This window comes from Sphingomonas pseudosanguinis (assembly GCF_052056765.1).
In the GTDB taxonomy this organism is placed as follows: Bacteria; Pseudomonadota; Alphaproteobacteria; order Sphingomonadales; family Sphingomonadaceae; genus Sphingomonas; species Sphingomonas pseudosanguinis.
Genome location: NZ_CP189888.1, coordinates 3313756 through 3338184 on the forward strand (window position 1 = coordinate 3313756; position 24429 = coordinate 3338184).

The 24429-nt window shown below is 68.1% G+C and carries 27 protein-coding genes and 1 tRNA gene; 10 read left to right on the forward strand and 18 right to left on the reverse strand.

The genetic code is table 11. The features are described from left to right. Positions 1 to 3: 3 nt before the first annotated feature. Entirely contained in the window at positions 4 to 597 is a 594-nt protein-coding gene (gene metW, locus ACQHGV_RS15145; protein WP_440978805.1) for a methionine biosynthesis protein MetW, read from the reverse strand. After that, positions 594 to 1754, reverse strand: a complete 1161-nt coding sequence (metX, locus tag ACQHGV_RS15150) for a homoserine O-acetyltransferase MetX (RefSeq protein ID WP_440978806.1) — start codon at positions 1752 to 1754, stop codon at positions 594 to 596. The genes metW and metX overlap by 4 nt, the downstream gene beginning before the upstream one ends. A gap of 64 nt (positions 1755 to 1818) precedes the next feature. Here metX and hisC point away from each other — a divergent pair, with 64 nt between their 5' ends. Further along, on the forward strand, positions 1819 to 2937 hold the full coding sequence (hisC, locus tag ACQHGV_RS15155; protein ID WP_440978807.1) for a histidinol-phosphate transaminase: 1119 nt from the start codon (positions 1819 to 1821) through the stop codon (positions 2935 to 2937). Beyond that, positions 2937 to 3848, forward strand: coding sequence for a prephenate/arogenate dehydrogenase family protein (locus ACQHGV_RS15160; RefSeq protein ID WP_440978808.1), 912 nt, complete (start codon positions 2937 to 2939; stop codon positions 3846 to 3848). Before hisC ends, ACQHGV_RS15160 begins: the two co-directional genes overlap by 1 nt. Positions 3849 to 3949: 101 nt before the next feature. Here ACQHGV_RS15160 and ACQHGV_RS15165 read toward each other — a convergent pair whose 3' ends face one another. Genes ACQHGV_RS15165 through ftsE form a run of 4 tightly spaced genes read right to left on the reverse strand, consistent with a single transcriptional unit; the run spans position 3950 to position 6811 of the window. After that, positions 3950 to 4660 carry a lysophospholipid acyltransferase family protein gene (locus tag ACQHGV_RS15165; RefSeq protein ID WP_440978809.1) on the reverse strand — a complete coding sequence of 237 codons (711 nt, stop codon included), beginning with the start codon at positions 4658 to 4660 and terminating at the stop codon, positions 3950 to 3952. Beyond that, positions 4657 to 5193: a YdcF family protein gene (locus ACQHGV_RS15170; RefSeq protein WP_037569839.1), complete on the reverse strand. Its 537-nt coding sequence runs from the start codon at positions 5191 to 5193 to the stop codon at positions 4657 to 4659. Before ACQHGV_RS15170 ends, ACQHGV_RS15165 begins: the two co-directional genes overlap by 4 nt. After that, complete coding sequence (locus ACQHGV_RS15175) at positions 5190 to 6086, reverse strand: cell division protein FtsX (RefSeq protein ID WP_440978810.1); 897 nt, start codon at positions 6084 to 6086, stop codon at positions 5190 to 5192. Before ACQHGV_RS15175 ends, ACQHGV_RS15170 begins: the two co-directional genes overlap by 4 nt. Continuing rightward, positions 6086 to 6811 (reverse strand): cell division ATP-binding protein FtsE, encoded by a 726-nt coding sequence (gene ftsE / locus ACQHGV_RS15180; protein ID WP_409793051.1) that lies wholly within the window; start codon positions 6809 to 6811, stop codon positions 6086 to 6088. Before ftsE ends, ACQHGV_RS15175 begins: the two co-directional genes overlap by 1 nt. 142 nt (positions 6812 to 6953) lie before the next feature. Here ftsE and ACQHGV_RS15185 point away from each other — a divergent pair, with 142 nt between their 5' ends. Further along, positions 6954 to 7694, forward strand: coding sequence for a zinc-ribbon domain-containing protein (locus ACQHGV_RS15185; RefSeq protein ID WP_440978811.1), 741 nt, complete (start codon positions 6954 to 6956; stop codon positions 7692 to 7694). 219 nt (positions 7695 to 7913) lie between these two features. Here ACQHGV_RS15185 and ACQHGV_RS15190 read toward each other — a convergent pair whose 3' ends face one another. Continuing rightward, positions 7914 to 9308 carry an MATE family efflux transporter gene (locus ACQHGV_RS15190; RefSeq protein ID WP_440978812.1) on the reverse strand — a complete coding sequence of 465 codons (1395 nt, stop codon included), beginning with the start codon at positions 9306 to 9308 and terminating at the stop codon, positions 7914 to 7916. Positions 9309 to 9442: 134 nt separating this feature from the next. Between ACQHGV_RS15190 and ACQHGV_RS15195 the strand changes: the two genes are divergently transcribed. Continuing rightward, positions 9443 to 9529, forward strand: a tRNA-Leu gene (locus ACQHGV_RS15195). Between the two features lie 296 nt (positions 9530 to 9825). Here ACQHGV_RS15195 and ACQHGV_RS15200 read toward each other — a convergent pair. Beyond that, a complete protein-coding gene (locus ACQHGV_RS15200) occupies positions 9826 to 10416 on the reverse strand; it encodes a PilZ domain-containing protein (protein ID WP_440978813.1) in 591 nt (196 codons plus the stop codon). Between the two features lie 207 nt (positions 10417 to 10623). On the opposite strand from ACQHGV_RS15200, the gene ACQHGV_RS15205 reads away from it, so the two are divergent. Beyond that, positions 10624 to 12837 carry a transglycosylase domain-containing protein gene (locus tag ACQHGV_RS15205; protein WP_440978814.1) on the forward strand — a complete coding sequence of 738 codons (2214 nt, stop codon included), beginning with the start codon at positions 10624 to 10626 and terminating at the stop codon, positions 12835 to 12837. On the opposite strand, the gene ACQHGV_RS15210 is transcribed toward ACQHGV_RS15205, so the two are convergent. Genes ACQHGV_RS15210 through ACQHGV_RS15220 form a run of 3 tightly spaced genes read right to left on the reverse strand, consistent with a single transcriptional unit; the run spans position 12813 to position 14505 of the window. Continuing rightward, positions 12813 to 13481 carry a YgjP-like metallopeptidase domain-containing protein gene (locus ACQHGV_RS15210; RefSeq protein WP_183952606.1) on the reverse strand — a complete coding sequence of 223 codons (669 nt, stop codon included), beginning with the start codon at positions 13479 to 13481 and terminating at the stop codon, positions 12813 to 12815. The genes ACQHGV_RS15205 and ACQHGV_RS15210 overlap by 25 nt on opposite strands. Next, positions 13478 to 13906, reverse strand: coding sequence for a YcgN family cysteine cluster protein (locus tag ACQHGV_RS15215; protein ID WP_183952605.1), 429 nt, complete (start codon positions 13904 to 13906; stop codon positions 13478 to 13480). The genes ACQHGV_RS15210 and ACQHGV_RS15215 overlap by 4 nt, the downstream gene beginning before the upstream one ends. Further along, positions 13906 to 14505, reverse strand: a complete 600-nt coding sequence (locus ACQHGV_RS15220; RefSeq protein ID WP_440978815.1) for an SCO family protein — start codon at positions 14503 to 14505, stop codon at positions 13906 to 13908. The genes ACQHGV_RS15215 and ACQHGV_RS15220 overlap by 1 nt, the downstream gene beginning before the upstream one ends. A gap of 69 nt (positions 14506 to 14574) precedes the next feature. Here ACQHGV_RS15220 and ACQHGV_RS15225 point away from each other — a divergent pair, with 69 nt between their 5' ends. Then, entirely contained in the window at positions 14575 to 15186 is a 612-nt protein-coding gene (locus ACQHGV_RS15225; RefSeq protein WP_183952603.1) for an ankyrin repeat domain-containing protein, read from the forward strand. A gap of 301 nt (positions 15187 to 15487) precedes the next feature. Here ACQHGV_RS15225 and ACQHGV_RS15230 read toward each other — a convergent pair whose 3' ends face one another. Together ACQHGV_RS15230 and ACQHGV_RS15235 are read right to left on the reverse strand one after the other, a co-directional pair. Beyond that, positions 15488 to 15892 (reverse strand): DUF1489 family protein, encoded by a 405-nt coding sequence (locus ACQHGV_RS15230; protein WP_183952602.1) that lies wholly within the window; start codon positions 15890 to 15892, stop codon positions 15488 to 15490. Positions 15893 to 15946: 54 nt separating this feature from the next. Beyond that, a complete protein-coding gene (locus ACQHGV_RS15235; RefSeq protein WP_440978816.1) occupies positions 15947 to 16360 on the reverse strand; it encodes a hypothetical protein in 414 nt (137 codons plus the stop codon). Between the two features lie 269 nt (positions 16361 to 16629). Between ACQHGV_RS15235 and ACQHGV_RS15240 the strand changes: the two genes are divergently transcribed. Continuing rightward, on the forward strand, positions 16630 to 17295 hold the full coding sequence (locus ACQHGV_RS15240) for a Crp/Fnr family transcriptional regulator (protein WP_440978817.1): 666 nt from the start codon (positions 16630 to 16632) through the stop codon (positions 17293 to 17295). A gap of 94 nt (positions 17296 to 17389) precedes the next feature. On the opposite strand, the gene rplT is transcribed toward ACQHGV_RS15240, so the two are convergent. Together rplT and rpmI are read right to left on the reverse strand one after the other, a co-directional pair. Next, on the reverse strand, positions 17390 to 17755 hold the full coding sequence (gene rplT / locus ACQHGV_RS15245; protein ID WP_409792678.1) for a 50S ribosomal protein L20: 366 nt from the start codon (positions 17753 to 17755) through the stop codon (positions 17390 to 17392). Positions 17756 to 17776: 21 nt separating this feature from the next. Next, positions 17777 to 17980: a 50S ribosomal protein L35 gene (gene rpmI / locus ACQHGV_RS15250; protein ID WP_179513023.1), complete on the reverse strand. Its 204-nt coding sequence runs from the start codon at positions 17978 to 17980 to the stop codon at positions 17777 to 17779. Positions 17981 to 18147: 167 nt separating this feature from the next. On the opposite strand from rpmI, the gene ACQHGV_RS15255 reads away from it, so the two are divergent. Further along, the gene (locus ACQHGV_RS15255; protein ID WP_440978818.1) at positions 18148 to 20265 is read left to right on the forward strand and encodes an AsmA family protein; all 2118 of its coding nucleotides are present in this window, start codon (positions 18148 to 18150) and stop codon (positions 20263 to 20265) included. 16 nt (positions 20266 to 20281) lie between these two features. Here the strand turns inward: ACQHGV_RS15255 and ACQHGV_RS15260 are convergent, their stop codons facing one another. Next, positions 20282 to 20746 carry a hypothetical protein gene (locus tag ACQHGV_RS15260; RefSeq protein WP_440978819.1) on the reverse strand — a complete coding sequence of 155 codons (465 nt, stop codon included), beginning with the start codon at positions 20744 to 20746 and terminating at the stop codon, positions 20282 to 20284. Positions 20747 to 20841: 95 nt separating this feature from the next. After that, positions 20842 to 21663 carry an inositol monophosphatase family protein gene (locus ACQHGV_RS15265; protein WP_183952597.1) on the reverse strand — a complete coding sequence of 274 codons (822 nt, stop codon included), beginning with the start codon at positions 21661 to 21663 and terminating at the stop codon, positions 20842 to 20844. 94 nt (positions 21664 to 21757) lie between these two features. On the opposite strand from ACQHGV_RS15265, the gene ACQHGV_RS15270 reads away from it, so the two are divergent. Continuing rightward, the gene (locus ACQHGV_RS15270; RefSeq protein WP_183952596.1) at positions 21758 to 22291 is read left to right on the forward strand and encodes a peroxiredoxin; all 534 of its coding nucleotides are present in this window, start codon (positions 21758 to 21760) and stop codon (positions 22289 to 22291) included. Positions 22292 to 22401: 110 nt separating this feature from the next. Next, the gene (locus ACQHGV_RS15275; RefSeq protein WP_183952595.1) at positions 22402 to 23427 is read left to right on the forward strand and encodes a GGDEF domain-containing protein; all 1026 of its coding nucleotides are present in this window, start codon (positions 22402 to 22404) and stop codon (positions 23425 to 23427) included. A 373-nt stretch (positions 23428 to 23800) separates the two neighbouring features. Here ACQHGV_RS15275 and ACQHGV_RS15280 read toward each other — a convergent pair whose 3' ends face one another. Continuing rightward, on the reverse strand, positions 23801 to 24415 hold the full coding sequence (locus ACQHGV_RS15280; RefSeq protein ID WP_440978820.1) for a YbhB/YbcL family Raf kinase inhibitor-like protein: 615 nt from the start codon (positions 24413 to 24415) through the stop codon (positions 23801 to 23803). Between the last annotated feature and the right edge of the window lie 14 nt (positions 24416 to 24429).

Consider the following 24429-nt stretch of genomic DNA (forward strand, 5'->3'; position numbering starts at 1 on the left):
ATTTTAGTGACGCAACAGGAAGACGGCATGTTCGGCGCGGAAATTCGCCGCCGCCGCGCTGGTCGGGCGGCCGCGCGACAGGAACCAACTTCCCTCGACAGTGATCCGTCGTTCGCGGACGAAGGCGCGAAAATCGTCGATCGTCACATGGTGGATATTGGGCGTGTCATACCATTGTTCGGGCAACAGCGTCGTCACCGGCATCCGCCCGCCCCACAGCAGCGACAGCCGCACCCGCCAATGCGCGAAATTGGGGAAGGAGACGAAGGCGCGCCCGCCGATGCGCAGCAGATGGTCGAGCACCTGGTCGGGCGCGCGCGCGGTCTGGAGCGTCTGGCTGAGGATCGCATAGTCGAACCCCTTGTCGGGATAGCCCGCCAGATCGACATCGGCATCGCCCTGCACCACCGCCAGCCCGCGCGCCACCGCCGAGGCGACATTGGCCGGATCGATCTCCAGCCCGCGCGCATCCACTCCCGCGTCGTCGCGCAGCGCCGCCATCAACTGCCCGTCGCCGCATCCGACATCCAGCACGCGGGCACCGCGCGCGACATGGCGCGCGATGATCGCGAGGTCGGGGCGCAGCGGTTCGCTCATGGCTCGGCCCGCAGGAAGCCGTCGATCACCCGGTTCATCTCGGGCGCCTCGAGCAGGAAGGCGTCATGGCCGTACGGGCTGGACAATTCGACGAAACTGGCCGCCGCGCCCGCCGCGTTGAGCGCCTGCACCACGGCGCGCGACTCGGAGGTCGGGTAGAGCCAGTCGGTGTCGAAGCTGACAAGGCAGAAGCGGGTCTTCGTGCCCCGGAACGCATTGGCGAGCAGCCCGCCATGTTCCTCGGCGAGGTCGAAATAATCGAGCGCGCGGGTGATGTAGAGGTAGCTATTAGCGTCGAACCGGTCGACGAAGCTCAATCCCTGATGCCGCAAATAGCTCTCAACCTGGAAATCGGCGTCGAAGCCGAAGCTCTTGGCGCCATCGGGCCGGTCGGGCCGCGCCTGGAGCCGCCGCCCGAACTTCTCGGTGAGGCCAGCCTCGGACAGATAGGTGATGTGCGCCGCCATCCGCGCGACCGCGAGGCCGGCGGCGGGGGGATCGTTCGACTCGTAATAGGCGCCGCCGCGCCATTTCGGGTCGGCCATGATCGCCTGCCGCCCGACCTCATGAAACGCGATATTCTGCGCCGAATGCCGCGCGGTCGAGGCGACCATGACGCAGGCGCGCACCCGCTCGGGGAAGGTCGCGGCCCAGCTCAGCGCCTGCATCCCCCCCATCGATCCGCCGACTACTGCCTTCAACTGGCCGACGCCCAGATGGTCGAGCAGCATGGCTTGCGCGCGCACCATGTCACGGATGGTGATGACCGGGAAGCGCATGCCCCAGGGCTCGGCGGTCGAGGGGTCGATGGTCGCGGGGCCGGACGATCCCATGCAGCTGCCGATGACGTTCGAGCAGATGATGAAATGTCGCGTCGGATCGATCGGCTTGCCCTCCCCCACCAGACGCGTCCACCAGCCGGGCTTGCCGGTGCGCGGATGGGGCGAGGCGACATGCTGATCGCCGGTCAGCGCATGGCAGATCAGGATGGCATTGGAGCCATCGGCGTTCAGCGTGCCATAGGTTTCATAGCCGATCTCGACCGGCGACAGCAGCGCACCGCCATCGAGCCGGAGGGGGCCGGGCAGGACGATATGGCGCGACAGACCGAAACGCCGGTCGTCGCCGGGAGAGAAAGCGGAAACGGAAGCGGCCATGGAACCCTATCCGCTAGGCCGCGATGCTTGGCAACGCAAGGGCGAGGCCGCTATGGCGGGTGCCATGACCGAGCTTACCGCCCCCGAACCGATCTCCTGGGTCAAGGCCATCGCGCCTTATGTTCCCGGCCGCGCGACGACCGATGACGGGCGCAAGGTCGCCAAACTCTCGTCCAACGAGAATCCGCTGGGCACCAGCGAAAAGGCGCGCGCCGCCTTCGCCGCCGCCGCCGCGAAGCTGGAACGCTATCCGGATGCGGGGGCGACCGAATTGCGCCAGGCGATCGGCGCGGTCCATGGGCTGGACCCGGCGCGGATCATCTATGGCACCGGCTCGGACGAGATCCTGCATCTGGCGGCAGGTGCGTTCGCGGGGCCGGGGGACGAGATCATCCATGTCCGCTACGGCTTTGCGGTCTATGAGATCGCGACCCGCCGTGTCGGTGCAGAGCCGGTGGTGGTCGCCGATCATGATTACGCGACCGATGTCGACGCGATCCTGGCCGCCGTGACGGACAAGACCAGGGTCGTCTTCGTCGCCAACCCCAACAATCCGACCGGCACCTATGCGGGCGCGGGCGAGATCGCGCGGCTGCACGCCAGGTTGCCGCCCCATGTCCTGCTGGTCCTAGACCAGGCCTATGCCGAATATCTGGACGTGGGCGAGGATGATGGCGGGTTGGCGCTCGCCGAGTCCGCGACCAACGTGCTGGTGTCGCGCACCTTCTCCAAGATTCACGGCCTGGCCGCCGAGCGGATCGGCTGGGGCTATGCCGCCGCGCCGATCATCGACGCGCTGCACCGCATCCGCGCGCCGTTCAACGTGACCATCGCGGGCCAGAACGCCGCGATCGAGGCGATCCGCGACCGCGCTTTCGTCGAGGCATCGCGCGCGCACAATGCCAAGTGGCTCGGCTGGTTCGAGGCGCAGATCGCAAGCCTCGGCAATGCGGGCCTGCGCTGCGTGCCGTCCAAGGCCAACTTCTCGCTGGTGCTGTTCGAGGGTCGGCTGACCGCCGAGCGCGCCTATCACGGGCTGATGGACGCCGGGTACATCGTCCGCTGGCTGCCCAGCCAGGGGCTGGGCCATGGCCTGCGCATCACCATCGGCACCGAGGATGAGGTGAAGGGCGTCGTCGCCGCGCTGCGCGAGATGGTCGAGTCGGAGGCGAAGGGGGCCTGATGCTGCCCTTCGCGCGGATCACCATCATCGGGCTGGGGCTGATCGGCTCCTCGGTCGCGCGGGCGACGCGCAAGGCGATGCCGACCGCGCGGATCACTGCCTATGACGCCGACGCGCAGGTGCGCGAGACGGTGCGCGCGCTCGATCTGGCCGATGACGTCGCCGACACGGCGGGTGCGAGTGTGATCGACGCCGATCTGGTCATCCTGTGCGTGCCGGTCGGTGCGATGGGCGCGGTCGCCGCCGAGTTTGTCGACGACTTGCCCGAAGACGCGATCGTGTCCGACGTAGGCAGCTGCAAGGGCTCGGTCCTGGCCGCGCTGACCGAGGCACTGCCCGGCGCGACGATCATCCCCGCCCACCCGGTCGCGGGCACCGAGCGCAGCGGGCCGGAGGCGGGCTTCGCCACGCTGTTCCAGAAGCGCTGGTGCATCGTCACGCCCCCCGAGGGTGCGGACGCACTCAGCGTCGAGCGAGTCGCGGAATTCTGGCGGCGGCTGGGCGCCGATGTCGAGCTGATGGCCCCCGACCATCACGACCGGGTGCTCGCCGTCACCAGCCATTTGCCGCACCTGATCGCCTATACGATCGTCGGCACCGCCAGCGACCTGGAGGAAGTGACCCAGTCCGAGGTCATCAAATATTCGGCCGGTGGTTTCCGCGACTTCACCCGCATCGCAGCGTCCGACCCGACCATGTGGCGCGACGTGTTCCTGACCAATCGCGAGGCGGTGCTGGAGATGCTCCAGCGCTTTTCCGAGGATTTGAGCCAGCTGCAACGCGCGATCCGCTGGGGCAAGGGCGACGAGCTGTTCGACCTGTTCAGCCGCACCCGCGCCATTCGCCGCTCGATCATCGACCAGGGCCAGGACGATGCCCGCGAGGATTTCGGGCGCAGCCACGAGGGGTGACAATCCTCCCCGGCACGGGGAGGGGGACCGCCGCGAAGCGGTGGTGGAGGGGGGCTCACCGCAAGGGATGACCTATGTGGCAAGCCCCCCTCCGTCAGGGCTTACGCCCTGCCACCTCCCCGTGCCGGGGAGGATTCCAACGCATTCATCGCCGCATGCACCTTCGCCTCCGCCTCGGCGCGCGGCAGGCCCGGTGGGATCACCTCGCCGAAGCGCAGCGTCACCACCCCCGGCCGCTTCAGCCCCTTTCGCGGCCAGACCAGCCCCGAATCGGTTGCCACCGGCACCACCGGCAGGTTCAGCATCCGGTACAGCCCGGCGAAACCGGGCTTGAGCGGCGGCGTCTCACCGGGCTTCACCCGGGTGCCTTCGGGGAAGATCATGATCGCCCGCCCCTGCTTCACCGCGACCTGCGCATCCCGCATCATGCCGCGCATTGCCTTGGCCGAGGCCGAGCGGTCGACGACGATCGCGCCGTATTTGCGTACCGCCCAGCCCCAGAGCGGGATATTGGCCAGCTCGCGCTTCAGCACCATGGCGGGCGCGCCCAGGATGCGTTGCAGCTCCATCGTCTCGAACATCGCCTGGTGCTTGGCGGGGTAGAGCGCCGGCGTGGTCGGCCGCGTGCCCTCGACGCGCACGCGGATACCCAGAATCCAGCGCGTGCAGATGCGATGAAATCGCGTCCAGCTCGTCGCCCAGTGGATCACCGCCCGTCGTCCCCCCACCGCGATCAGCGGCGACAGCAGCGCCATCACCGCCGACACCGGATAGAAGATCGCGACGAACATGATGTTGCGAAGAAGAATCACGCGCCAATCCCCGTCCAAAGCGCGATCCTGCGCAGGATCAGCTTGTTATATTCATTCACCAGCGTGCCCAGCCGTGGCTCCGACGGTACCCCGTCGCCCAGCACCACCACCTGCGGCCCGAGTGCCGCGACCAGCTCCATCCGCGCGCGCGGCAGATGCCAGTCGGAGGTGACCAGCCGCACCGTGCGATAGCCATGCTCGCGCACCCAGCGCGCCGTCTCCTCGGCATTGGACCGCGTGTCGACCGCCTCCAGCCCCAGATCGATACAGCAGGAAAACAGCGACGGCGCGGTGCGATAGGTGCGCGCCAGGTCGATCGGCCGCACGCCGGGCGCGACCCCCGTTACCAGCATGCGCTTGGCCTGATGCGCCTGGAGCAGCGCGATGCCGCGATCGATCCGCCCCGCCCCGCCGGTCGGCACCACGATCGCATCGGTGGTGTTGTTCTCCAACGGGTGCGGCAGGCTGAGCATGAAGGCGGCGAACCCCAGGCACCAGCCGAGCGCGACGAGACCGATCAGCCGCAGCATCAGAGCATCCGCCGCATCTGCGCCAGCACTGCGAGCCGCGCCGCCAGCACCGCCAGCGCGACGAACCCCAGCGGCAACGCGACCAGCATCGCCAGATCGCGCGCGCCCAGCGTCAGGCCGCCGAGCAATTGCGATTCCAGCGCCCCCACCTGTCGCGCGACGATCCAGATCGCGATCGCCGCCATCACGCTACCCACGCCCGCGCCGATCCCGGCGTCGAGCGCGATGCGCCGCTGGAACAGCCGGGCGACCTGGCGATCGGTCGCGCCCAGCATGTGGATGACCTCGATCGTGCCGCGATGTGCTTCCAGCCCGGCGCGCGCCGCCAGCATCACCACCGCCGCCGTCGCCCCCAGCATCAGCAGGATGATGCCGCCGGCCAGCCATGCGGCGGTGTCGAGCAGCCGCCCAACCGGCCCCAGCCAGGTGGCATGCGAATCGACCCGCGCCGCCGCGCTGGCCTGCGTGACCGCCGCCGTGACCCGCCGCACCGCGTCCCCGCCATCGCTGTCGAGATCGACATCGATCAACGCCGGCACGGGCAGTTCGGCGGCGGCGGCATCGCTGCCCAGCCAGGGCTGGAGCATCCGCGCCAGATCGGCCTGCGGCACCGGAGTCGCGCGCGCGACGTCGCTTTGGCCGCGCAACACCGCCAGCACGCGCGCGGCGGCGGCATCGCGCCGTTGTGCCTCGCCCTCGACGATCTGCACGGTCAGCCGCCCCGCCATCTGCCGGTCGAGCGCGCCCGCCGCCTGCGCGGTCGCCAGTCCGGCGGCGGCGGTCAGCAGCGTCAGGAACAGCATGATCGCGATGACCCAGCTCATGACGTGCGCGCCGCCGACATCGTCGAGCGCCCGCGCCTCCGCCCCGCCCCCCTTCCGCTTGCTTCCGCGCATCACAGGCCGCTCCGCACCAGCGTCGAGGGCGGCGGCTCCGGCATGGGCGGCACCGGTTCGGGATCGACCAGCCGCCCGCGATCGAGATGCAGCCGGTGGCCACCCGGCACCCGGTCGATCAGGTGCCAGTCATGCGTCGCCATGACGACCGTGGTGCCCAGCCGGTGGAGCGAATGGAACAGATGGAGCAGCCGCTCGGCCATGGCGGGGTCGACATTGCCGGTCGGTTCGTCGGCGACCAGCATTTCGGGGCGCGCGATCACCGCGCGCGCGATCGCCACCCGCTGCTGCTCGCCGCCCGACAGCGTGGCGGGACGCGCGCCGGCGCGCTCGGTCAGGCCGATCCAGGCCAGCATCTCGCGCACCGCACGCGCGATCTCCGATTCGGCCATGCCCGCAACCCGCAGCGGCAGCGCGATATTGTCGGCGGCCGACAGATGCGGGATCAGGCGGAAATCCTGAAACACCACCCCGATCCGCCGGCGAAAGCCGGGCAGACGGTCGCGCGGCAGGATGACGGCGTCCTCGCCGAACAGGCGGATGATGCCCCGGCTGGGCCGCTGGGCCAGATAGAGCAGCCGCAACAGCGAGGTCTTGCCCGCGCCGCTGGCCCCGGTCAGGAAATAGAATTGTCCGGAGCGCAGCGTGAAACTGACGTCGCACAGCGTTTCCTCGCCCGCGCCGTATCGCAGACCGACATTCTCGAACTGGACGATGTTCGCCATGCCCTGCTGGCCTTGGCATGGCGCGCCGCGCGCTTCAAGTTCCGCGCTTCACGCTTGCCACGCCCGGGGGCGGCGTGCTTACTGGAAATCATGGGGGCCTGATCCGGATGGCCTCGCCCTGTCCGTTGAAGTGCCGTTCCGCATGATCCTCGAATGCCCTGAGTGCCGCACCCGCTATCTGGTGCCCGACAGCGCGATCGGGCCCGAGGGAAGGACCGTGCGCTGCGCCCATTGCCGGCATAGCTGGTTTCAGGAGCCCGCCGATCCGGACGCGCCGGCCCCGGTCGAAGAGGTTCGCGAGACGCCGGCCGTGCCGCCCGCCGAACCACCGGTCGTCGACGAACCCGCTCCCCCGCCGCCGCCGGTCTTCGTGCCGCCGCCCGCGCCCCCGATCCTGTCGCCGGGCGATCCCGGCTTCGACGCCTTCGCCCATCGCCCGCCCTTCCGCGCACGGCGCAATCCGGTGCGCCGCTGGACGATCGGCGCGGTCGCCGCCGGCCTGTTGATGCTGGTCGCGACGGCGGCGATCCTGTGGACGGGGATGCCGGGCATCGGCGGCTGGCTGGGCTTCGGGTCGACCGAATCGGCGCTGGAGCTGCGCTCCAACCCGATCGAGCGGCGCGAGTTGGAAAACGGATCGGAGCTGTTCGCCATTTCGGGGCAGATCATCAACCCCTCCTCGGGCCAGCAGCGCGTGCCCGACCTGCGCGCCGAGCTGAAGGACGCGCAGGGCCGCGTCGTCTTCTCCTGGACGATCGCACCGCAGCAGCGGACGCTCGGCCCCGGCGCGTCGATGGACTTCAATTCGGCCAAGCTCGACGTGCCGCCCAGCTCCAAGCGGCTGGACCTGAGCTTCGCGGGCGAGGGTATCGGCGCGAACTGAGGCGTTGGGGCATGGGGTTGGACGTCGCCCGGCCTGAATTATGATGACAATGGCTTGAAGCCATACCTGTCCCTCCCCTTCAGGGGAGGGGTTGGGGTGGGGCCTGTCCACAAACGCCGCGCTTGCGGATACGCCCCACCCCTGAAGGGGAGGGGGGGCTCCATCACATGTCATCCTGTTCTAAATAGAAAAGAGATGCGGCCTTTTACCGCCCCCCGTTCAACCTGAGCGAAGGCGAAGGCCAAGCGACGAACCCAGCCGCCGCGCGACGATGGCGAACCGCGCGCCATGCAGCAGCGCCGCCACCAGCATCCCCGCCGCCGAGGCCCAGGCGAGCGCGCTGGCGCCCCAGCCCGCCGCCACCAGCCACCAGCCGATGCCGCCGGTTACCAGGAAATAAGCGATGATGCTGTTGATCCCCGCCGCCACCTGATCCCCCAGCGAGCGCAGCGCATAGACCAGCACCACCTGCATCCCGTCGAACAGGATGAAGGGCGCCCAGATGGCGAGCATGGCGATCGCCACCGCATGCGCCTCGGGCAGCGCGGGGAACAAGGTGACGACGGGTCCCGGCGTCAGGACCAGCGCCAGCCCGCACAGCCCCATAGCCAGTGCCGCCAGTCCGACCGCCAGCAGGGTGCGCGGCACCGCCCGCGCGGCCTCGCCCTCGCCCACCGCATTGCCCGCGCGCACGCCGGCCGCCGATCCCAGACCGAGCGCCAGGGCGAAAGTGACGTTATGGACCGAGAAGACGATCTGGAAGCCATGCGCGGTGGCATCGCCCAGCCGCGTCGACAGCGCGATCAGGATGGCGAAGCCGGCCAGTTCCAGCCCCGAGGCGATGGCCGGCACCGTACCGAACCTGGCCAGGCTCCATGCCCCACTCAGCGTCGGCGCCCAGGCGGCCCGGTCCAGCCGGCGGACGCCGCGCGCCGCGCCGCGTGGCAGGGTGACCGCGCTGACCACCATCGCGACCGCGCCCAATGCCGAGGCGATGACGGTCGCCAGCGCCGCACCGACCGCACCCAGCGCCGGCAGGCCCAGTTCCCCACCCGCCAGGGCCCAGGCGAGCACCGCGTTGATCGGCAGGATCGACAGATTGACCGCCGTCACCCGGCGCGGGCGGCTGATCCCCTCCAGAAAGAAGCTGGCGGCGATCAGCACCATCTGGAACGGATAACCCAGCGCCATGACCGCCACGACCCGCGCGCCGGGTTCGATCAGCGCGGGCGCGACGCCGATCCCGCGCAACAGGGCGGCCCCGCCCAGCCCCAGGATCAGCATTGCCGCCACGCCCAGGATCAGGCCCAGCACCATGCCGTCGCGCAGCGCCTGCCCCGTCGCGGGCAGGTCGCCCGCCCCGTCGGCGCGCGACGCCCGCACCAGCACGCCCGACAGCCAGGCCAGCCCGGTGACGATCGCGATATAGGTCAGCGACCGGCTGGCCGAGAGCGCCGCCACCTCATGCTCGCCGACCATGCCGACCACGATCACATCGGTGACGTGCAGGATCGTCCAGTTGAGGCTGGTCAGCACGACCGGCCAGGCCAGCCCCAGCAGGCGGAAGACTTCCGCGCGTGGGGATGAAGGGCGGCGGGGAAGCGGCGCGGTCATGCCGCCTGCCTAGTCGGGCCGGTCGTGCGGGGAAACCCGTCATATCCCATGAAAGCCCCCTTGCGCTGCCCGTATCGCTTTGCTAGGGGCACCCGCCTACCAGCCCTCCGGCTTGCCGGTGGTGACTATCGAGTGCGGTCGTGGCGGAATTGGTAGACGCGCAACGTTGAGGTCGTTGTGGCCGAAAGGCCGTGGAAGTTCGAGTCTTCTCGACCGCACCAATCTCCGCTCCGGGCGAGCGGATCTTTCCAGACATCGTGATGGGCGCGAGCCTGCTCTGCTCTTGCCCACAAGCGCAGGTGGATCGTACGCGAAGCGGTGTCGCCAGCCATATGGCAAGCCAGACATCTCCATCCCTTTCCTCTCCTGCAAGGGGAGGTGGCAGGCCGAAGGCCTGACGGAGGGGTGTCCCGCTATCGAGAGGGGTGATACCCCTCTACCAGCTTCGCTGGTCCCCCTCCCCTTGCAGGGGAGGAATGAAGGCGGCTTAACAGACCCGGCCGGGGAGATGGAGGATTCAGCGGCGGGTGACGATTCCCGCTAGCGTATCGATCGGCAGCGGCGAGACGAAGCGAAAGCCGAATCGTCCGTCGCGCACCCAGCAGATGGTGCCGAAGATCGCGGTGCCCATCGGCCGTACGATGATCTGCCCGGCACCGCCCACCAAGACCTCGCCGTCCGCGCGCAGCTTGGCGCCGCCGGCCGAGATGTCGAGCAGCTCCGCCGTCAGCTTGCGGTCGCCCAGCTTGACATCGGCGGTCAGCGAGACAGGGAAGCGCGGGGCGCGCGGGATCGTGCCCTCGTCGTCCTCGTGCAGGAAAATCTGTTCATAGGGCTGGGGCGAATCGAATTCGAGGCCCGCCTTCGCGCCGCGCACCCAGCGCACGGTGCCGCGCACCGGCGGAAGACCGCGCACCTCGATGGTCAGCGAATCGCCGACCGACGGCACTTCGACGAATCGCGCCATCAGACCCGTCGCCGAAATATTGTGGACCAGACAGACGCCCGGCACGTCGCCGCACAGCTTGCCCAGCAACAGGACGGCCGAATGCCGTTTGCCGGACCGCCGTTCGACCGAGGCGTCCTCCTGTTGTTCGACCTGCTCCATCCCTGCCCTTTCCGCCGGTCGCCAACTCCCACGACACGGCCCGCCGCCGTTATTAATCGATCAACTGTAAAAAAATACCAACTTTGGCACCATATCCGGCGGCCGACCGCGCTTTCTTGCTCCCTGCGTCGACAGGCGGCCCGTCGCAAGGCCATGACCGCACCGCTTGTCGTCGCCGGCAAAGCCCTGTAATTCGCGGGGCGTCCCATGCCTCGCGCACCGTCTTCCCGGTCTTCCCGGCCTCGTTCGTCCAAGCCCCGCTCTCCCTGGCGGCGCCGGATCGTCGTAACCCTGCAGGTCCTGATCGGCCTGGCCGTGCTCGCGATCGGTGCGCTGGCCATCGCGGTCTTCGTCGCCAAGTCGCAACTGCCCAGCTTCGACGAACTGAAATCCTCGCCCAACGGCCAGATGATCCGCGTCCATGCCGCCGACGGCACGGTGATCGTCTCGCTCGGGCCGAGCTATGGCGAATGGCTGCCCTATGACCGCATCCCCCGGGTGATGCGCGACGCCACCATCGCGGTCGAGGATCGCCGGTTCCGCCAGCATCCCGGCGTCGACCCGATCGGCATCGCCCGATCGGTCGAGGTCCGGCTGGAAAAGGGCCGCTGGAAACAGGGTGGCTCGACCATCACCCAGCAGATTACGCGCACGATCTTCCTGAACAACCAGAAGAAGTTCGGCCGCAAGTTCCGCGAGGCGATCCTGGCGCTGGCGATGGAGCTGAAATTCTCCAAGGACCAGATCCTCGAGCTGTATCTGAACAAGGTCTATTATGGCGGCGGTGCGTACGGCATCGATGCCGCCAGCCGGAAATTCTTCGGCCATGGCGCCAATCATCTGAGCCTGTCCGAGGCGGCGGTGATCGCCGGACTGGTCAAGGCGCCGTCCAACTATTCACCCACCGCCGATGCCGAGGCCGCGGTCGGCCGCGCCGGCGTCGTCATCGGGCAGATGGAGCGCAACGGCTTCATCACCGCGGAGCAGGCCGCCCAGGCCGATCCACAGGCGCTGAAACTCGCGCCCGAGCCGAAGCAGAATTCGGTCCGCTATTTCACCGACTGGGCGCTGCCGCAGCTCGACACGCTGATCGACGAGCAGACCGCACCGCTCGACGTGTGGACCACGCTCGACCTCAACATGCAGCGCGCGGCGGATAGCGCGATCCGCGCCGATGCGCCCGAGGGCACGCAGGGCGCGCTGGTCAGCCTGGACCGCGACGGCGCGGTGCGCGCGATGGTGGGGGGCAAGGACTATGTCGCCACCAACTATAACCGCGCGGTCACGGCGGTGCGCCAGCCGGGGTCGGCGTTCAAGCTGTTCGTCTATCTCGCCGCGCTGGAGGCGGGGCACAAGCCCGAGGACCGGGTGGTGGACGAGCCCGTCACCATCGACGGCTGGTCCCCGCGCAACGATTCGCGCCGCAATTCGGGCAGCGTGACGCTGCGCACCGCCTTCGCCTATTCGCTGAACACCGTGGCCGCCAAGCTGGGCCAGGAAGTGGGTTTCCAGACGGTCGCCGACATGGCGCGCCGTTTCGGCATCACCACGCCGGTCAACACCCACCCCTCAATGGTGCTCGGCACGTCCGAGGTGCGGGTGATCGACATGACCAGCGCCTTTGCCAGCGTCGCGAACAAGGGGGTGAAGGTCACCCCCTATGCCATCACCAAGGTCATGGCGAATGGCGAGACGATCTATACGCATGAGGTGGATCGCAGCCATGTGCTGGTCGCGCCCTATGTCGCGGCGCAGATGACCGACCTGTTGCAGACCGCCGTCAACACCGGCACCGGCCGCGCCGCGCAGATCGGCCGGCCGGTCGCGGGCAAGACGGGCACGACCAGCAACTCCAAGGACGGCTGGTTCCTGGGCTTCTCCAGCGGGATCACGACCGGTGTCTGGATGGGCCGCGACAATGGTCGGCCGGTCGCCGGGCTGCACGGCGGCACCGCCCCCGCCAAGGCCTGGGCCGATTATATGAAGGTCGCGGTCGCCAACCGGCCGATCGAACAGTTCGAGACGCAGGTCACGCTGCCCGAATGGCAGCTGGAGCCCGATGAGGAGAGCTATTTCGGTCAGCCCGATGACGGCGTGACCGGCGTGGATGCCGATGGCAATCCGCTGCCTCCGCCGACCGCCGGTGCCGCACCGGACGGCAGCGAGGCGGTGGAAATCCCGATGCGCCGCGACCCCGGCGCACCGGTCCCGATCCAGCAGCCGCAGCAGCCCGATGCGCCGGACGCCCCCGATGGCGCGGCCCCGCCGCCCCAGCAGCAGCAGCGGCTGGATCAGGCGTGGATCGACCGCGTCACCGGGCGCGGCGCCGGCTCAGCGCCGCGTGGCGACCCGCGCGATCCGCGCAACGCCCCGCGCGCCGCGCCGCCGCGCGATCGTCAGGATGACCGCCCGTACCAGTGAAGCCCCGCGCCATGCTGCCGCAACCAGGCGGTGGCGGGCGCCGGGTCCTGGCCCAGCAACTCGGCGACCAGCGCGTGGAAGGCCGGCGCGTGGTTCATATGGATGCGGTGCGCGACCTCGTGCGCGACGGTGGCGCGGCGGACGAAAGCCGGCGCCAGCATCAGCCGCCAGCTATAGCGGATCGCCCCCGACGAGGCGCAGCTGCCCCAGCGCGCCTTGGGATCGGCGACGCTGACCTTCGACACCGCGACCCCGGCGGACCGCGCGAATTCCGCCGTCTCGCGCGCCAGCACCTCCAGCGCCTGCCGCTTCAGCCATGCCTCGACCCGGCGGCCCAGCGTCTCGATCGGGCCGGAGGCGAGCAGACGGTCCTGCTCGCGCTGGATCACGCGGCGGCTGCCCGCTTCCCAGTGCAGCGTCAGCATGTCGTCGCCGAAGGGGATGGCCGCGCCGGTCACGAAGGGGCGCGGTTCGGGCAGGCGCGCGCGCTGCTCGGCGATCCAGCCCTGCTTGTCCTCGGCCCAGGCGAGTGCGGATTTCAGCGCGGCGCGCTTGGGCACCACCAGTCGGGCGGTGCCGGTGGCGGGATCGACGCTGAGGCGGATACGCTTGGCGGTCGGATGCCGCACGACTTCGTCGATCACAATTCACGGTCCACGATATGGTTTTCGAAATCGCCGGCATCATCCTCGCTGATCGTCCAGCCGCGCACCGACTGGCCGGCGCGGTGCACCGCCTCACGGTCGCCGGAGATCAGATAATGCCAGTCGGGCAGCGGTTCGTTCGCCGCGCGCAGGCGATAGGCGCAGGTGTTGGGCAGCCAGTCGATCGACCGGACATTGCCCATGGTCAGCCGCACGCACTCGCTGACATAGGCACGGCGGTGGCGGTAGTTGGAGCATTGCCCGCTGCGCCGGTCGAGCAGGCGGCACGCGACATTGGTCGGCACCAGCTCGCCCGTCTCCTCATCCTCCAGCTTGTGGATGCAGCATTTGCCGCAGCCGTCGCACAACGCCTCCCATTGCGCGCGATCGAGGCTCTCGATCGGCTTTTCCCAGAAGCGCTCCATCACTTCACCCAGCGGTCGAGCGCAGCGGCGACCGCCTGCGGCCCTTCGTCCGAGGGGATCAGCGCCAGCGGCTTGTTGCTTGGGTCCATCAGATAGACTTGGCGGCTATGGTTGACGAGGTAGCCGCCGCCCGGCGACGGATCGCCCTTTTGCGACCAGACGGCATAGGCCTTCTTCACCGCCTCGATCTGCTGGGGCGTACCGGTCAGCCCGACGATGCGCGGGTCGAAGGCGGCGGCGAAGCGGCCGACCACCGCCGGCGTATCGCGCTCGGGGTCGACGGTGACGAACACGGCCGCGATTTTCTTCGCCTTGGCCGGCGCGCGGCTATCGAGCAGCTTCAGGCCGGCGGCGATCGCCTGCATATCGGTGGGGCAGACATCGGGGCAAAAGGTGTAGCCGAAATACATGACCCGGTAGCGCCCGGCGAAGTCACGATCGGTGACGGTGCGGCCATCGGCGCCGGTCAGCCGGAACGGCCCGCCGATCTTGGCGCCGGCCAGCGGCGGCTGCTCGGCCGCCGGGACCTGGGATTGGGAGCCGCAACCGGCGGTGGCGAGCGCCAGTGCCGCGCCAAAGAACGGGAATAATCGGGTCATGACGACGACAGCCTTGCTGTGATAAATCGCCGGTTGCAAGTCATGCCCTATCGTTCAGGATTTCGCTTCATGTCCCTTCGCCCCCTGCTTGCCGCCGCGCTTCTAGGCAGCCTCGCCCTGCCCGCCCTGGCGCCCGCCACCGCGCAGATGATGCAGTCGGAAAGCTACAAGTTCCTGCAGGCGGTGAAGGAGGCCAAGGGCAACGAGGTGACCAACATGCTGGACCGCCCCGGCGCCAGCATCATCAACACCCGCGACGTGACCAATGGCGAGGGCGCGCTACACATCGTGATCAAGCGCGGCGACGAGACGTATCTGCGCTTCCTGCTGCAAAAGGGCGCCGACCCGAACCTGCGCGACGGGCGCGGCAACACCCCACTGCTGCTGGCGGTGGCGGGCGGCCAGCCCGACATGATCCGCATCCTGACGGCGGCGAAGGCCAATCCCAATATCGGCAATTCGGGCGGTGAGACCCCGCTGATCCGCGCGGTCCAGCGCCACGACATCGCGATGGTGCGCGAACTGCTCGCCGCCGGGGCCGACCCGGATCAGGCCGACAATATCGCCGGCCTGACCGCGCGCGACTATGCCACCCAGGACTCGCGCAACGCCGCGATCGCCAAGCTGCTGGCCGAAACCCCCAAAAAGACCCGCGCGGCGGTGGCGGGGCCGAAATTCTGATCATCCCTAGACCGTAATGACGTCGTATCGAACCACCGTGAGCCCCTCCCCTTCAGGGGAGGGGTTGGGGTGGGGCGTCACCGCAAACTGCTGGCCCGTGGAAGCGCCCCACCCCCGGCCCCTCCCCTGAAGGGGAGGGGTAAGTCCATCCCGTGTCATCCCGCTACAAATCCTCCCCGGCACGGAGAGGTGGCAGGCCGAAAGGCCTGACGGAGGGGGGCTTCCACACAGGATAAGCCTGGCGGACAGCCCCCTCCACCACGCCCCGCGGGCGCGGTCCCCCTCCCCGTTCCGGGGAGGATCAGATCAGCCCCAACTCCACCAGCTTGCCGACCAGCATCGGCGGCATCGTCTCGATCCCCGTCGCGGCCCCGCTCAGATCGGGTGGCGCGTCCGCCGCCTCCAGATAGCGCCAGCCCTGATGCGCCCGCTTGGGCAGCGCCTGCACCAGCACCAGCGCAGGATCGATATGGATCGCGCACCGCCCGCCCTCGGCCTCGCCGAAGGACAGGATCGGCGAGCGCGCGACCAGCTGATGCTTCAAGATCCAGAACAGCGAACCCTGCCCCGCCACCTCCTCATGCCGCTTGGGCAGATAGCGCGTCGTCAGGAACACGGGGCCATCGGCCGCCCGCAAGGCCAGTCGCTCGGCCAGATGATCGATACTGGCCGCCCCGAACGCGACCTTGGTCAAATGCAACGCCATGTCGCGGGGCTATGTGGGGGTGACGTGCCGGGATGACCAGAGCCGCAAGACCGCTCAATCCCCCGCCCCCTCCCGTGCCAGCAGACTGCGGTTGTAGAGAAAACCGCCAACGGTGCAGATCACGACGGTCGATAGGAACATGACCCGATAGGCTACCATGTCGCGCCCGCTGACATGGGCCGCGATCAGGACAGCCGCCGCCAGGAACGGCGTCGCGAACAAAGTCGGGCGGATCGTTCGCAACGCCCCCGGCGTGTAATCCATCATACGCCACGACCAGATGGCGGGCAGGCCCAGAAGCAACCAGTATAGCGGATGTCCCCGCGCCTCCAGATGCGCGCCTTCGACCAGAAGCGTCGTCACACCGATGGTCGGCAACAGAAGCGCGATCAGACAGAGGAACGCCGCGATTCCGGTCGGTACATCCCGTTGCAGGCGACGACGGTAACTGTCTTCGGGCTTTTGCACGGCGCATCGCTCCTTTGGTCGGATGATTCGGACAATCCCTCATGCCGGTACCGCACGACAAGCAACGCCCCGGCCCCGGCGACATTTTCCACCTGTCTGATTGATCCACGTCTGCGAAGGACGCGCGCGGTTCTTTTATGGCAGGCTGATAAACAGGTCGGCGACCGTCATCGGTCGTACGACGGGACGGGTCTAGGGAGGCCGAAATAGCATATCCGATTCATCGCTATGAGGCGTTCGCCACCCTCACGGCCGGAGAGCGCCAGGCTTTGGGGGCGCTGGGCGATGCCGAGGTTGCGCGGCGGCGGGGGGAGATTTTCCAGCGTGAGGGCGAGGCGACCAGCGGTTTCCACCTGCATGTGCAGGGCTGGGTGACCTCGTCAATCGTCCTGCGCAATGGCAACCGCCTGATTCAGAAGGTGCACCTGCCCGGCGACATGCTCGGCACGCCCAGCATGGTGCTGCCCGAGGCGGCCGACACGCTGACCGCCGTCACCGAATCGATCACCGCCTTCGTGCCCTATGAACGCTTCGGCCGGTTGTACGATTCGCACCCGCGCCTCGCCGCGCTGTTCACCATCGCCACCCAGATGGAGCGGCTGGCGCTGATGGATGCGCTGGCCATGACGGGCAATGCCCCGGCGCGCGAGCGGCTGGCGCGGCTTCTGGTCGATTTCCATGCGCGGCTCAGCCCGATCGGGCTGGTGACCGATGACGGCTTCCACCTGCCCTTGACGCAGGAGATCATGGGCGACCTGCTGGGGCTGACGGCGGTGCATGTGAACCGTACGATCCGAGGGCTGGAGGAGGAAGGGCTGCTGGCGCGTCAGGGCCACCGGTTCCAGCTGCTCGACCTGGTCGCGCTGCGCCGGCTGTCGTCGCTGCCGCCCCGGCGTCCGCAGTTCGAGCCGGGATGGCTACCGCCCGCGCGCTGAGCGGCACCGGCCGGGTGCTACCCACGAAAAAGGGCGCCGGTGGAACCCCACCGACGCCCTTTTCGATTTCCGGCGCTGAACCGTCGTCTGCGAATTACGCAGCCTGCGGCAGAGCGGCCTTCGCCTGTGCGACGATCGCCTTGAAGGCATCGCCCTCGTGCATCGCGATGTCGGCCAGGACCTTCCGGTCCAATTCGACGCCCGCCAGCTTCAGGCCGTGCATGAACTGCGAATAGGTCAGGCCCTCGGCCCGGACACCGGCGTTGATGCGCTGAATCCACAAACCACGGAAGGTCCGCTTCTTAACCTTGCGGTCGCGATACGCATATTGACCGGCCTTTTCGACGGCCTGGCGCGCGATGCGGATGGTGTTCTTGCGACGGCCATAATAGCCCTTCGCCTGATCCAAAATCCGCTTATGCTTCGCCTTGGTGGTCGTGCCCCGCTTGACGCGTGCCATATCTCTCTATCCTTCCAGAAATCAGTTCAGGCCGTAAGGCGCCCAGGCCTTCACGGTCTTGGTGTCGGCATCGGACAGGACCGAGGTGCCGCGGTTCTGGCGGATATACTTGCCGTTATGGCTGATCAGGCGGTGGCGCTTGCCGGCCACGCCGTGCTTGATCTTGCCGGTCGCGGTGAGCTTGAAGCGCTTCTTGACGCCGCTCTTGGTCTTGAGCTTGGGCATTTTGGTCCTTTCGCTGTGAGCAAGGCAGAAACGGCCGCGGCAGCCCTGATGGCCGGGCCGTTCGTGACACCTCGCTCGGGAAGCGGGCCGCTTAGACGAAGTGGCGGGCGATTGCAACCGATGTCGCCCCAGGGAACCGCCGCTGCGCTCGCACGCTTGGTAGGGCCATGGATCAACCCTCCGCGGCCGAAACGATCGCCCTGTCGCCCGCGCGTCGCACGCCGTGGCGGCGATGGGCATTGCGGGTCGTCATCGGCCTGCTGATCGTCATCGTCGCGATCTGGCTGGTGCTCTTCGTCACCAAAGGGCGCTTCCTGCGCTCGACCTTCGAATCGACCGTTGGCCGGCTGACCCATCGCGAGGTGACGGTGGGCGGCGACTTCCAGCTCTATTTCGCGCCGTGGCGGATCAAGTTCGTCGCCGAGAAGATCGCCATCTCCAACCCCGATTGGGCGAGCCGGCCGAACCTGTTCACCGCCGACCGGATCGATTCGCGCATCGCGCCGCTGTCGCTGCTGTTCGGCAAGCGGCGCTTTACCTGGCTGGAACTGACGAACGGCGCGGTCGATCTGGAATGGACGCCCGACCACCGCACCAACACATGGACGTTCAGCGAGAAGAAGGGCGGCAAGCCGCTGGAGTTCCCGCGCATCGACACCGCCCAGGTGACGGGGACGACGGTGCGCTATCGTGATCCGCGAATGCGGGTGACCGCCGAGCTGGCGCTGGACGACATCCGCTCGCAGGACGCGCGCATCGGCAAGGCGGTCGGCGTGCGCGGCCGGGGCGTGATCCGCGAAACGCCCTTCCGCCTGACCGCGCAGCTGCTGTCGCCCGACGCCACCGCCAATCGCGGCCGGAACGCACTGATCGCGCGGATGCGGGCGGCGGGCAACGTCATCGACGTGTCGGGCACCCTGCCCTCGATCGCCGATATTGAGAATGTGCCCCTGCGCACCCGTGCACGCGGCAAGGACATGTCGACGCTGCTCGAGATCATCGGCGCCACTATCCCGCGTACCCGCACCTATGACGTGCGTGCGCAGATGGTGAAGGATGGCGACGCCTATCGCTTCACCCGCCTGACCGGGACCTTCGGCGACAGCGACCTGACCGGCCGGCTAACCGTGACCAATGGCACGCGGCTGCACCTCGATTCGGCGCTGACCACGAGGCGGCTCGACATCATCGATGCCGCGCCCTTCATCGGTTACAATCCCGATATCGTCGCCACCAAAGGCGCGCAGGCCGCCGCCGCCGCGACCGGGGCCGGGGCGCAGCGGCTGTTGCCCGACGCCGCGCTGCCGGTGGCGACGATGCAGCGCTTCGACGCCGATCTGAAATGGACGATCGGTGCGGTCCGTTCGCGCAAGGTACCGATTTCGGATGTCGACCTGACGCTGGCGCTCGACCGGGGCAAGCTGACCCTGTCGCCCCTGAACTTCGCGATGGCGCGCGGCAATGTCTCCTCCGATCTGGTATTCGACACGCGGCCGCGCCCCAGCCGGATCGGCTATGACATCCGCCTGTCGCCGACCCCGCTCGGCCGGCTGCTGGCGGGCTGGGGCGTGGCGGAGGCGGGGACGACCGGCACGGTGAAGGGCCGCATCCAGCTTCAGGGTCGCGGCGACACCATTCACGATTCGCTGGCCAGCGCGAACGGACGCATGGCCTTCATCCTGCCCGCCGGCTCGCTCTGGACCCGCAATGCGCAGCTGGCTGAACTCGACATCGGCACCTTCGTCCAGAAGATGTTCGAGGAACGGTTGAAGGAGCCCGTCCGGATCAATTGCGGGCTGATCGCCTTCACCGTGCGCGGCGGGGTAGCGGCGGCGGACCCGATCCTGATCGATACGTCGAAGAACGTGATCGTCGGGCGCGGCGGCTTCAGCTTCCGCAACGAGGCGATCGACATGGCCGTGCGCGCCGATGCCAAGAAGTTCAGCCTGTTCTCGGGCCAGTCCCCGGTCGGGCTGACGGGCCGCTTCGCCCAGCCGGGGATCAACCCGATCAGCGGCGACCTGCTGGCCCGTGCCGGTGCCGGGCTGGGCCTGGCGGTGGTGGCGTCGCCGCTGGCCGGCGTGCTGGCCTTCGTCGATGTCGGCGATGCCAAGGCGGCGGCGTGCGGCCCGGTCCTGTCGGGTGCCCGCGCCAGCGCCCAGCGGACGACCAAGGGCGCGCCGCGCGACGATGTCGGCAACGGCACCACCGCCAAGTCCAAGGACGGCCGCCAGACCGAAGGTCAGGCCAAGGCGCAGCGGAAGAAGTTTCTGGGGATTTTCTGATCGTCGCTGCTAGCGTTCAACTCGGACGAACCGTTGACCAGCATGGCTTTAGCATTTTGAATGTCTGACTTACCCAAGTGGCGAGCGGCGTTCCGGCATTCGACTGCAGTTCCACAGGGAATCCCACTTCCGATCCGTAGCGGGCTTGCATGCGCACGCGATAGCTCACGCCGTCCAATATGATTTCCCCCGGATCGTCGGGGAGGAGCGGTGTTGGCATGGGAATGGCTCGCAAGCTCCGAACCGCTTCGGCCGCGTTGGGGCAAACCTGGCTATTGGTCCACATGATAAGTGGCGCTTCGCCTTGACGACGGGAAATCAGCCGCAGCGTGACGTTATCCCCGCTCTGACCGCGCTCGGCGCGCAGTATCTCGATCGTTTCAGAACGAGATCGGAGCGATACCGAATAAGACAAATCGGCCCAGACATCATTAGGTAATGATGGCGTGTCGGCCGCTTGCAACAGGAGCGCGAATATCATGCGGCTATCCTCGTCGATCCGAGTCTGTCCGCCATGAGCTTAAGGAGCTCGGGCAAAATCTCACCACAATAACGTGATCGCCTAAGGTTCAGGCATCAATGATCGTGATGGCCATGCCCGTGCGGCACATTGCGCAGCGCCTCGAGCACCTCCTCGGTGCGCGCCGGGTCGCCGATCGCGAGGACATGGCCCGCGCTGTCGGCGGTCAGCGGGTCGCCGTTCCAGTCGCACATGCGCCCGCCCGCACCCTCGACCACCGGCACCAGCGCGGCGAAGTCATGCAGCTTCAGCCCCGACTCGCAGACGATGTCGATATGGCCGCTCGCCAGCAGGCCGTAATTATAGCAGTCGCCGCCGTACACCGGCCCTTGCCGGGGGCTGTTGCCGCTGATCGCCGCGACCAGCGCCATATAATGCGGCACGTCCTCATCTTCGAACAGATGCGGGCTGGTCGTCGCGATCGTCGCGCCCTCCAGCTCGGGGCAGGAGCGGGTGCGCGCCGGCTGGCCGTTGAACAAGGTCGGCCGCCCGGTCACGCCCAGCCAGCGTTCGCCGGCGATTGGCTGGTCGATGATGCCCAGGACCGGCCAGCCATTGTCGACCAGCGCGATCAGCGTGCCGAAGATCGGCCGGCCCACGGTGAAGCTGCGCGTGCCGTCGATGGGATCGAGCACCCATTGCCGCCCGGTCACGCCCTCCTTGACGCCATATTCCTCGCCGTGAATGCCGTCGCCCGAACGCTCCGCCTCCAGAATGCGGCGCATCGCGGCCTCCGCCTCGCGATCGGCCAGGGTGACGGGCGATTTGTCCGCCTTGATCTCCAGCCCCATGTCGCGGCGGAAATAGGGGCGGATCGCGGCGCCGGCGGCGTCGGCCAAGGCGAGGGCCAGGTCGATATCGGCTTTATGAACGGACATGGGACATGCGATAGGATAGCGGGACGTGATCAGCAATGGACGGCGTCCCCGCGAAAGGTTACGCATTAACCTCGATTTGAAGGAATGGATCACAATGCGTGTGTTGTTCGGCGTCTTTCTTGCGCTTCTCGCGGTGCCGGCGAGCGCGGCCTTGCGCACCGGCGCGACGGCCCCCGACTTCACGACGCGCGGCGCGGTGGCGGGCAAGGTCTTCACGCTGAACCTGAAGGATCAGCTGCGCCACGGCCCGGTCGTCCTGTATTTCTTCCCCGCCGCCTTCACCAGCGGGTGCAGCGCGGAGGCGCGCGCCTTTGCCGAGAAGATCGACGCCTTCCGCGCCGCCGGCGCCCGCGTGATCGGCATGTCGGCCGATCCGGTCGACAAACTTGCCGCCTTCTCTAAGGCCGAATGCGCGGGCAAGTTCCCGGTGGCGAGCGCGGGTCCGGCGATCGTCAAGGGCTATGACGTGGCGCTGGGCCGCCAGATCGAGGGTCGCGACATCACCTCGCGCACCAGCTATGTCATCGGCCGCGACGGCCGCATCGCCTTCGTGCACGACGATATGAACCCCGCCGAGCATGTTGCCTCCACTTTGGCGGCAGTGCGTGGACTGACCACCAAGCGCTGAGTATAGCGCGGTCGGGGGCTAGACATGAATCAAGGGAAGGATGTCGAATCATCGCGGGGCACCCGCCAGCGCAGACTGGTGCCCGCGGCGATCGCGACAGGTGTCGCGCAATGACGGCGACGGACAAACTCTATCAGCGGATCGGCCAGTTTCTGGAGGATCATCGCCTGGTCCCGGACCCGGCGCACTATGCGTTCGTCCACGCCATCCTGACCCAGCCGAATAGCAGCCTGGCCAAGGCCGCCGCCGAACTGATCGATGGCGGCGTGCGACTGCATCAGGACGACATCCAGCGGCTGGGCGGACCATCGACGGCGGGGCAGCGCGCGGTCGCCCCGCCCGCCGCGCCCACCCCGCGTGACCATCTGGTCGACCCCGCCGAGTCGCGCACCGACGCGCTCGCCGAACAGACCCAGGACCATGTCGAGGCGCTGTCGGCGATGATCCGCACGATCCAGGCCGACACCTCCGCCTTCAGCGCCAATCTGGAGCGCAGCGCGGCCGAAATCCGGCGCGGCGAGTCGATCGGCCTCGCCACGCTCGCCAAGCTGACCGGCGAGATGCTGGAGCGCATCCATGACAGCGAGCGACGGCTGGAAAAGGCCACCGCCGAGGCCGATGCGCTGCGCGAAAAGCTGGTCGAGGCGCGCGCCTCCGCCCGGCGCGATCCATTGACCGGACTGGCCAACCGGCTGGCGTTCAACGAATCGATCGGCCAGTGCTTCCAGTCGCCCGCCTCCTGCTACCTGGCATTGTGCGACGTCGACCGGTTCAAGCGGATCAACGACGAACATGGCCATGCCGTCGGCGACCGGGTGCTGAGCGCGATCGGCCAGATCCTGAGCGACGAGGGGCGCGGCCATCTGGTCTGTCGCCATGGCGGCGAGGAGTTCGCGATCCTGATGACCGGCCTGACCATGGCCGAGGCGCGGGCGCTGATCGACCGCGCGCGTGATGCGGTGCGCGAAAAGCGGCTGCGGGTGCGCGAGACGGGCGAGGCGATCGGTGAGGTGACCTTCTCCGCCGGCATCACCGGCTTCCGTCCCGACGATACGCATGAGACGGTGTTCGCCCGCGCCGACGCGCTGCTCTACCGCGCGAAGAACGAAGGCCGCAATCGCGTCTATGCCGACTGAAATTTCCGCCATGCGATGGCGGCAATTTCGGGTTTCGAGTGGCGGGATTTCCCATACTTCCCGCCACTTGAAAAATAACACAGCAATTTCAGATATTTAGAAAACTGGCACACTCCCTGCAAAACACTTTGCATCGGTCGCCAAAAGGTTGGCGGCCGGATCGAAAAGGGAGTTTCATCATGTTCCAGACCGTTCAGGCCCGCCAGTTCCTCATCTCCTGCCTCGGTGCCCTGGTGTTCGCCGGGCTCGCCATTACCAGCGCCGCACCGGTCTTCCCGATCGCCTGATGCGCGAGGTGCCGGCTTTTCAGCGTCGGCCGGGTCGTCCAGTCCCGACACCCGGCCCGACGCACCAGACATTCAACCCATAAGGGTCAGGCGAGCGCGCCCACCGGCCCCACGGGCGCTTCCTCCTCACGCGAATAGGTGCCGGTCAGCACCCCGGCGGCCAGCACATGCCCCGCCATCGCATCCAGCATCGCGCCGCGCCCCGGCGTCTCACCGCCGATATCGACAACCGCATCCAGCGCGAAGAGCTGGAAGACATAACGATGCTCGCCATGCCCGCGCGGCGGATCGGGCGGCAGCCAGCCCTCACCCAGATAGGAATTGCGGCCGACATCGCCCCGCTCGGCCGATCCGGGACCATCGGCGACGATTTCGCCCTCGGCCAACTCGCCCGCCCGTGCCGGCAGGTTCCAGACGATCGCATGGACCAGCGGCTGCGGCGTCGGCGCATCGGCATCCTCGACCAACAGCGCCAGCATCGCAGTCCCCGCCGGCGGATCGCCCCAGAAGAGCGGCGGCGACATGCCCTCGCCATCGGCGGTGAAGCGTTCGGGCAGCCGCCCCATATCGCCAAAGGCCGGACTGTTGAGCGCGATGCTCGCCGGCGGAACCAGATCGGCGCGGGTGATCGCCAGCGACTCGACCCCGGCACGCCAGCCGCTCATCGCCTTGCCCAGCCAGGCGGGCAGATGTTCGAGCATGATCCTCTCCTTCC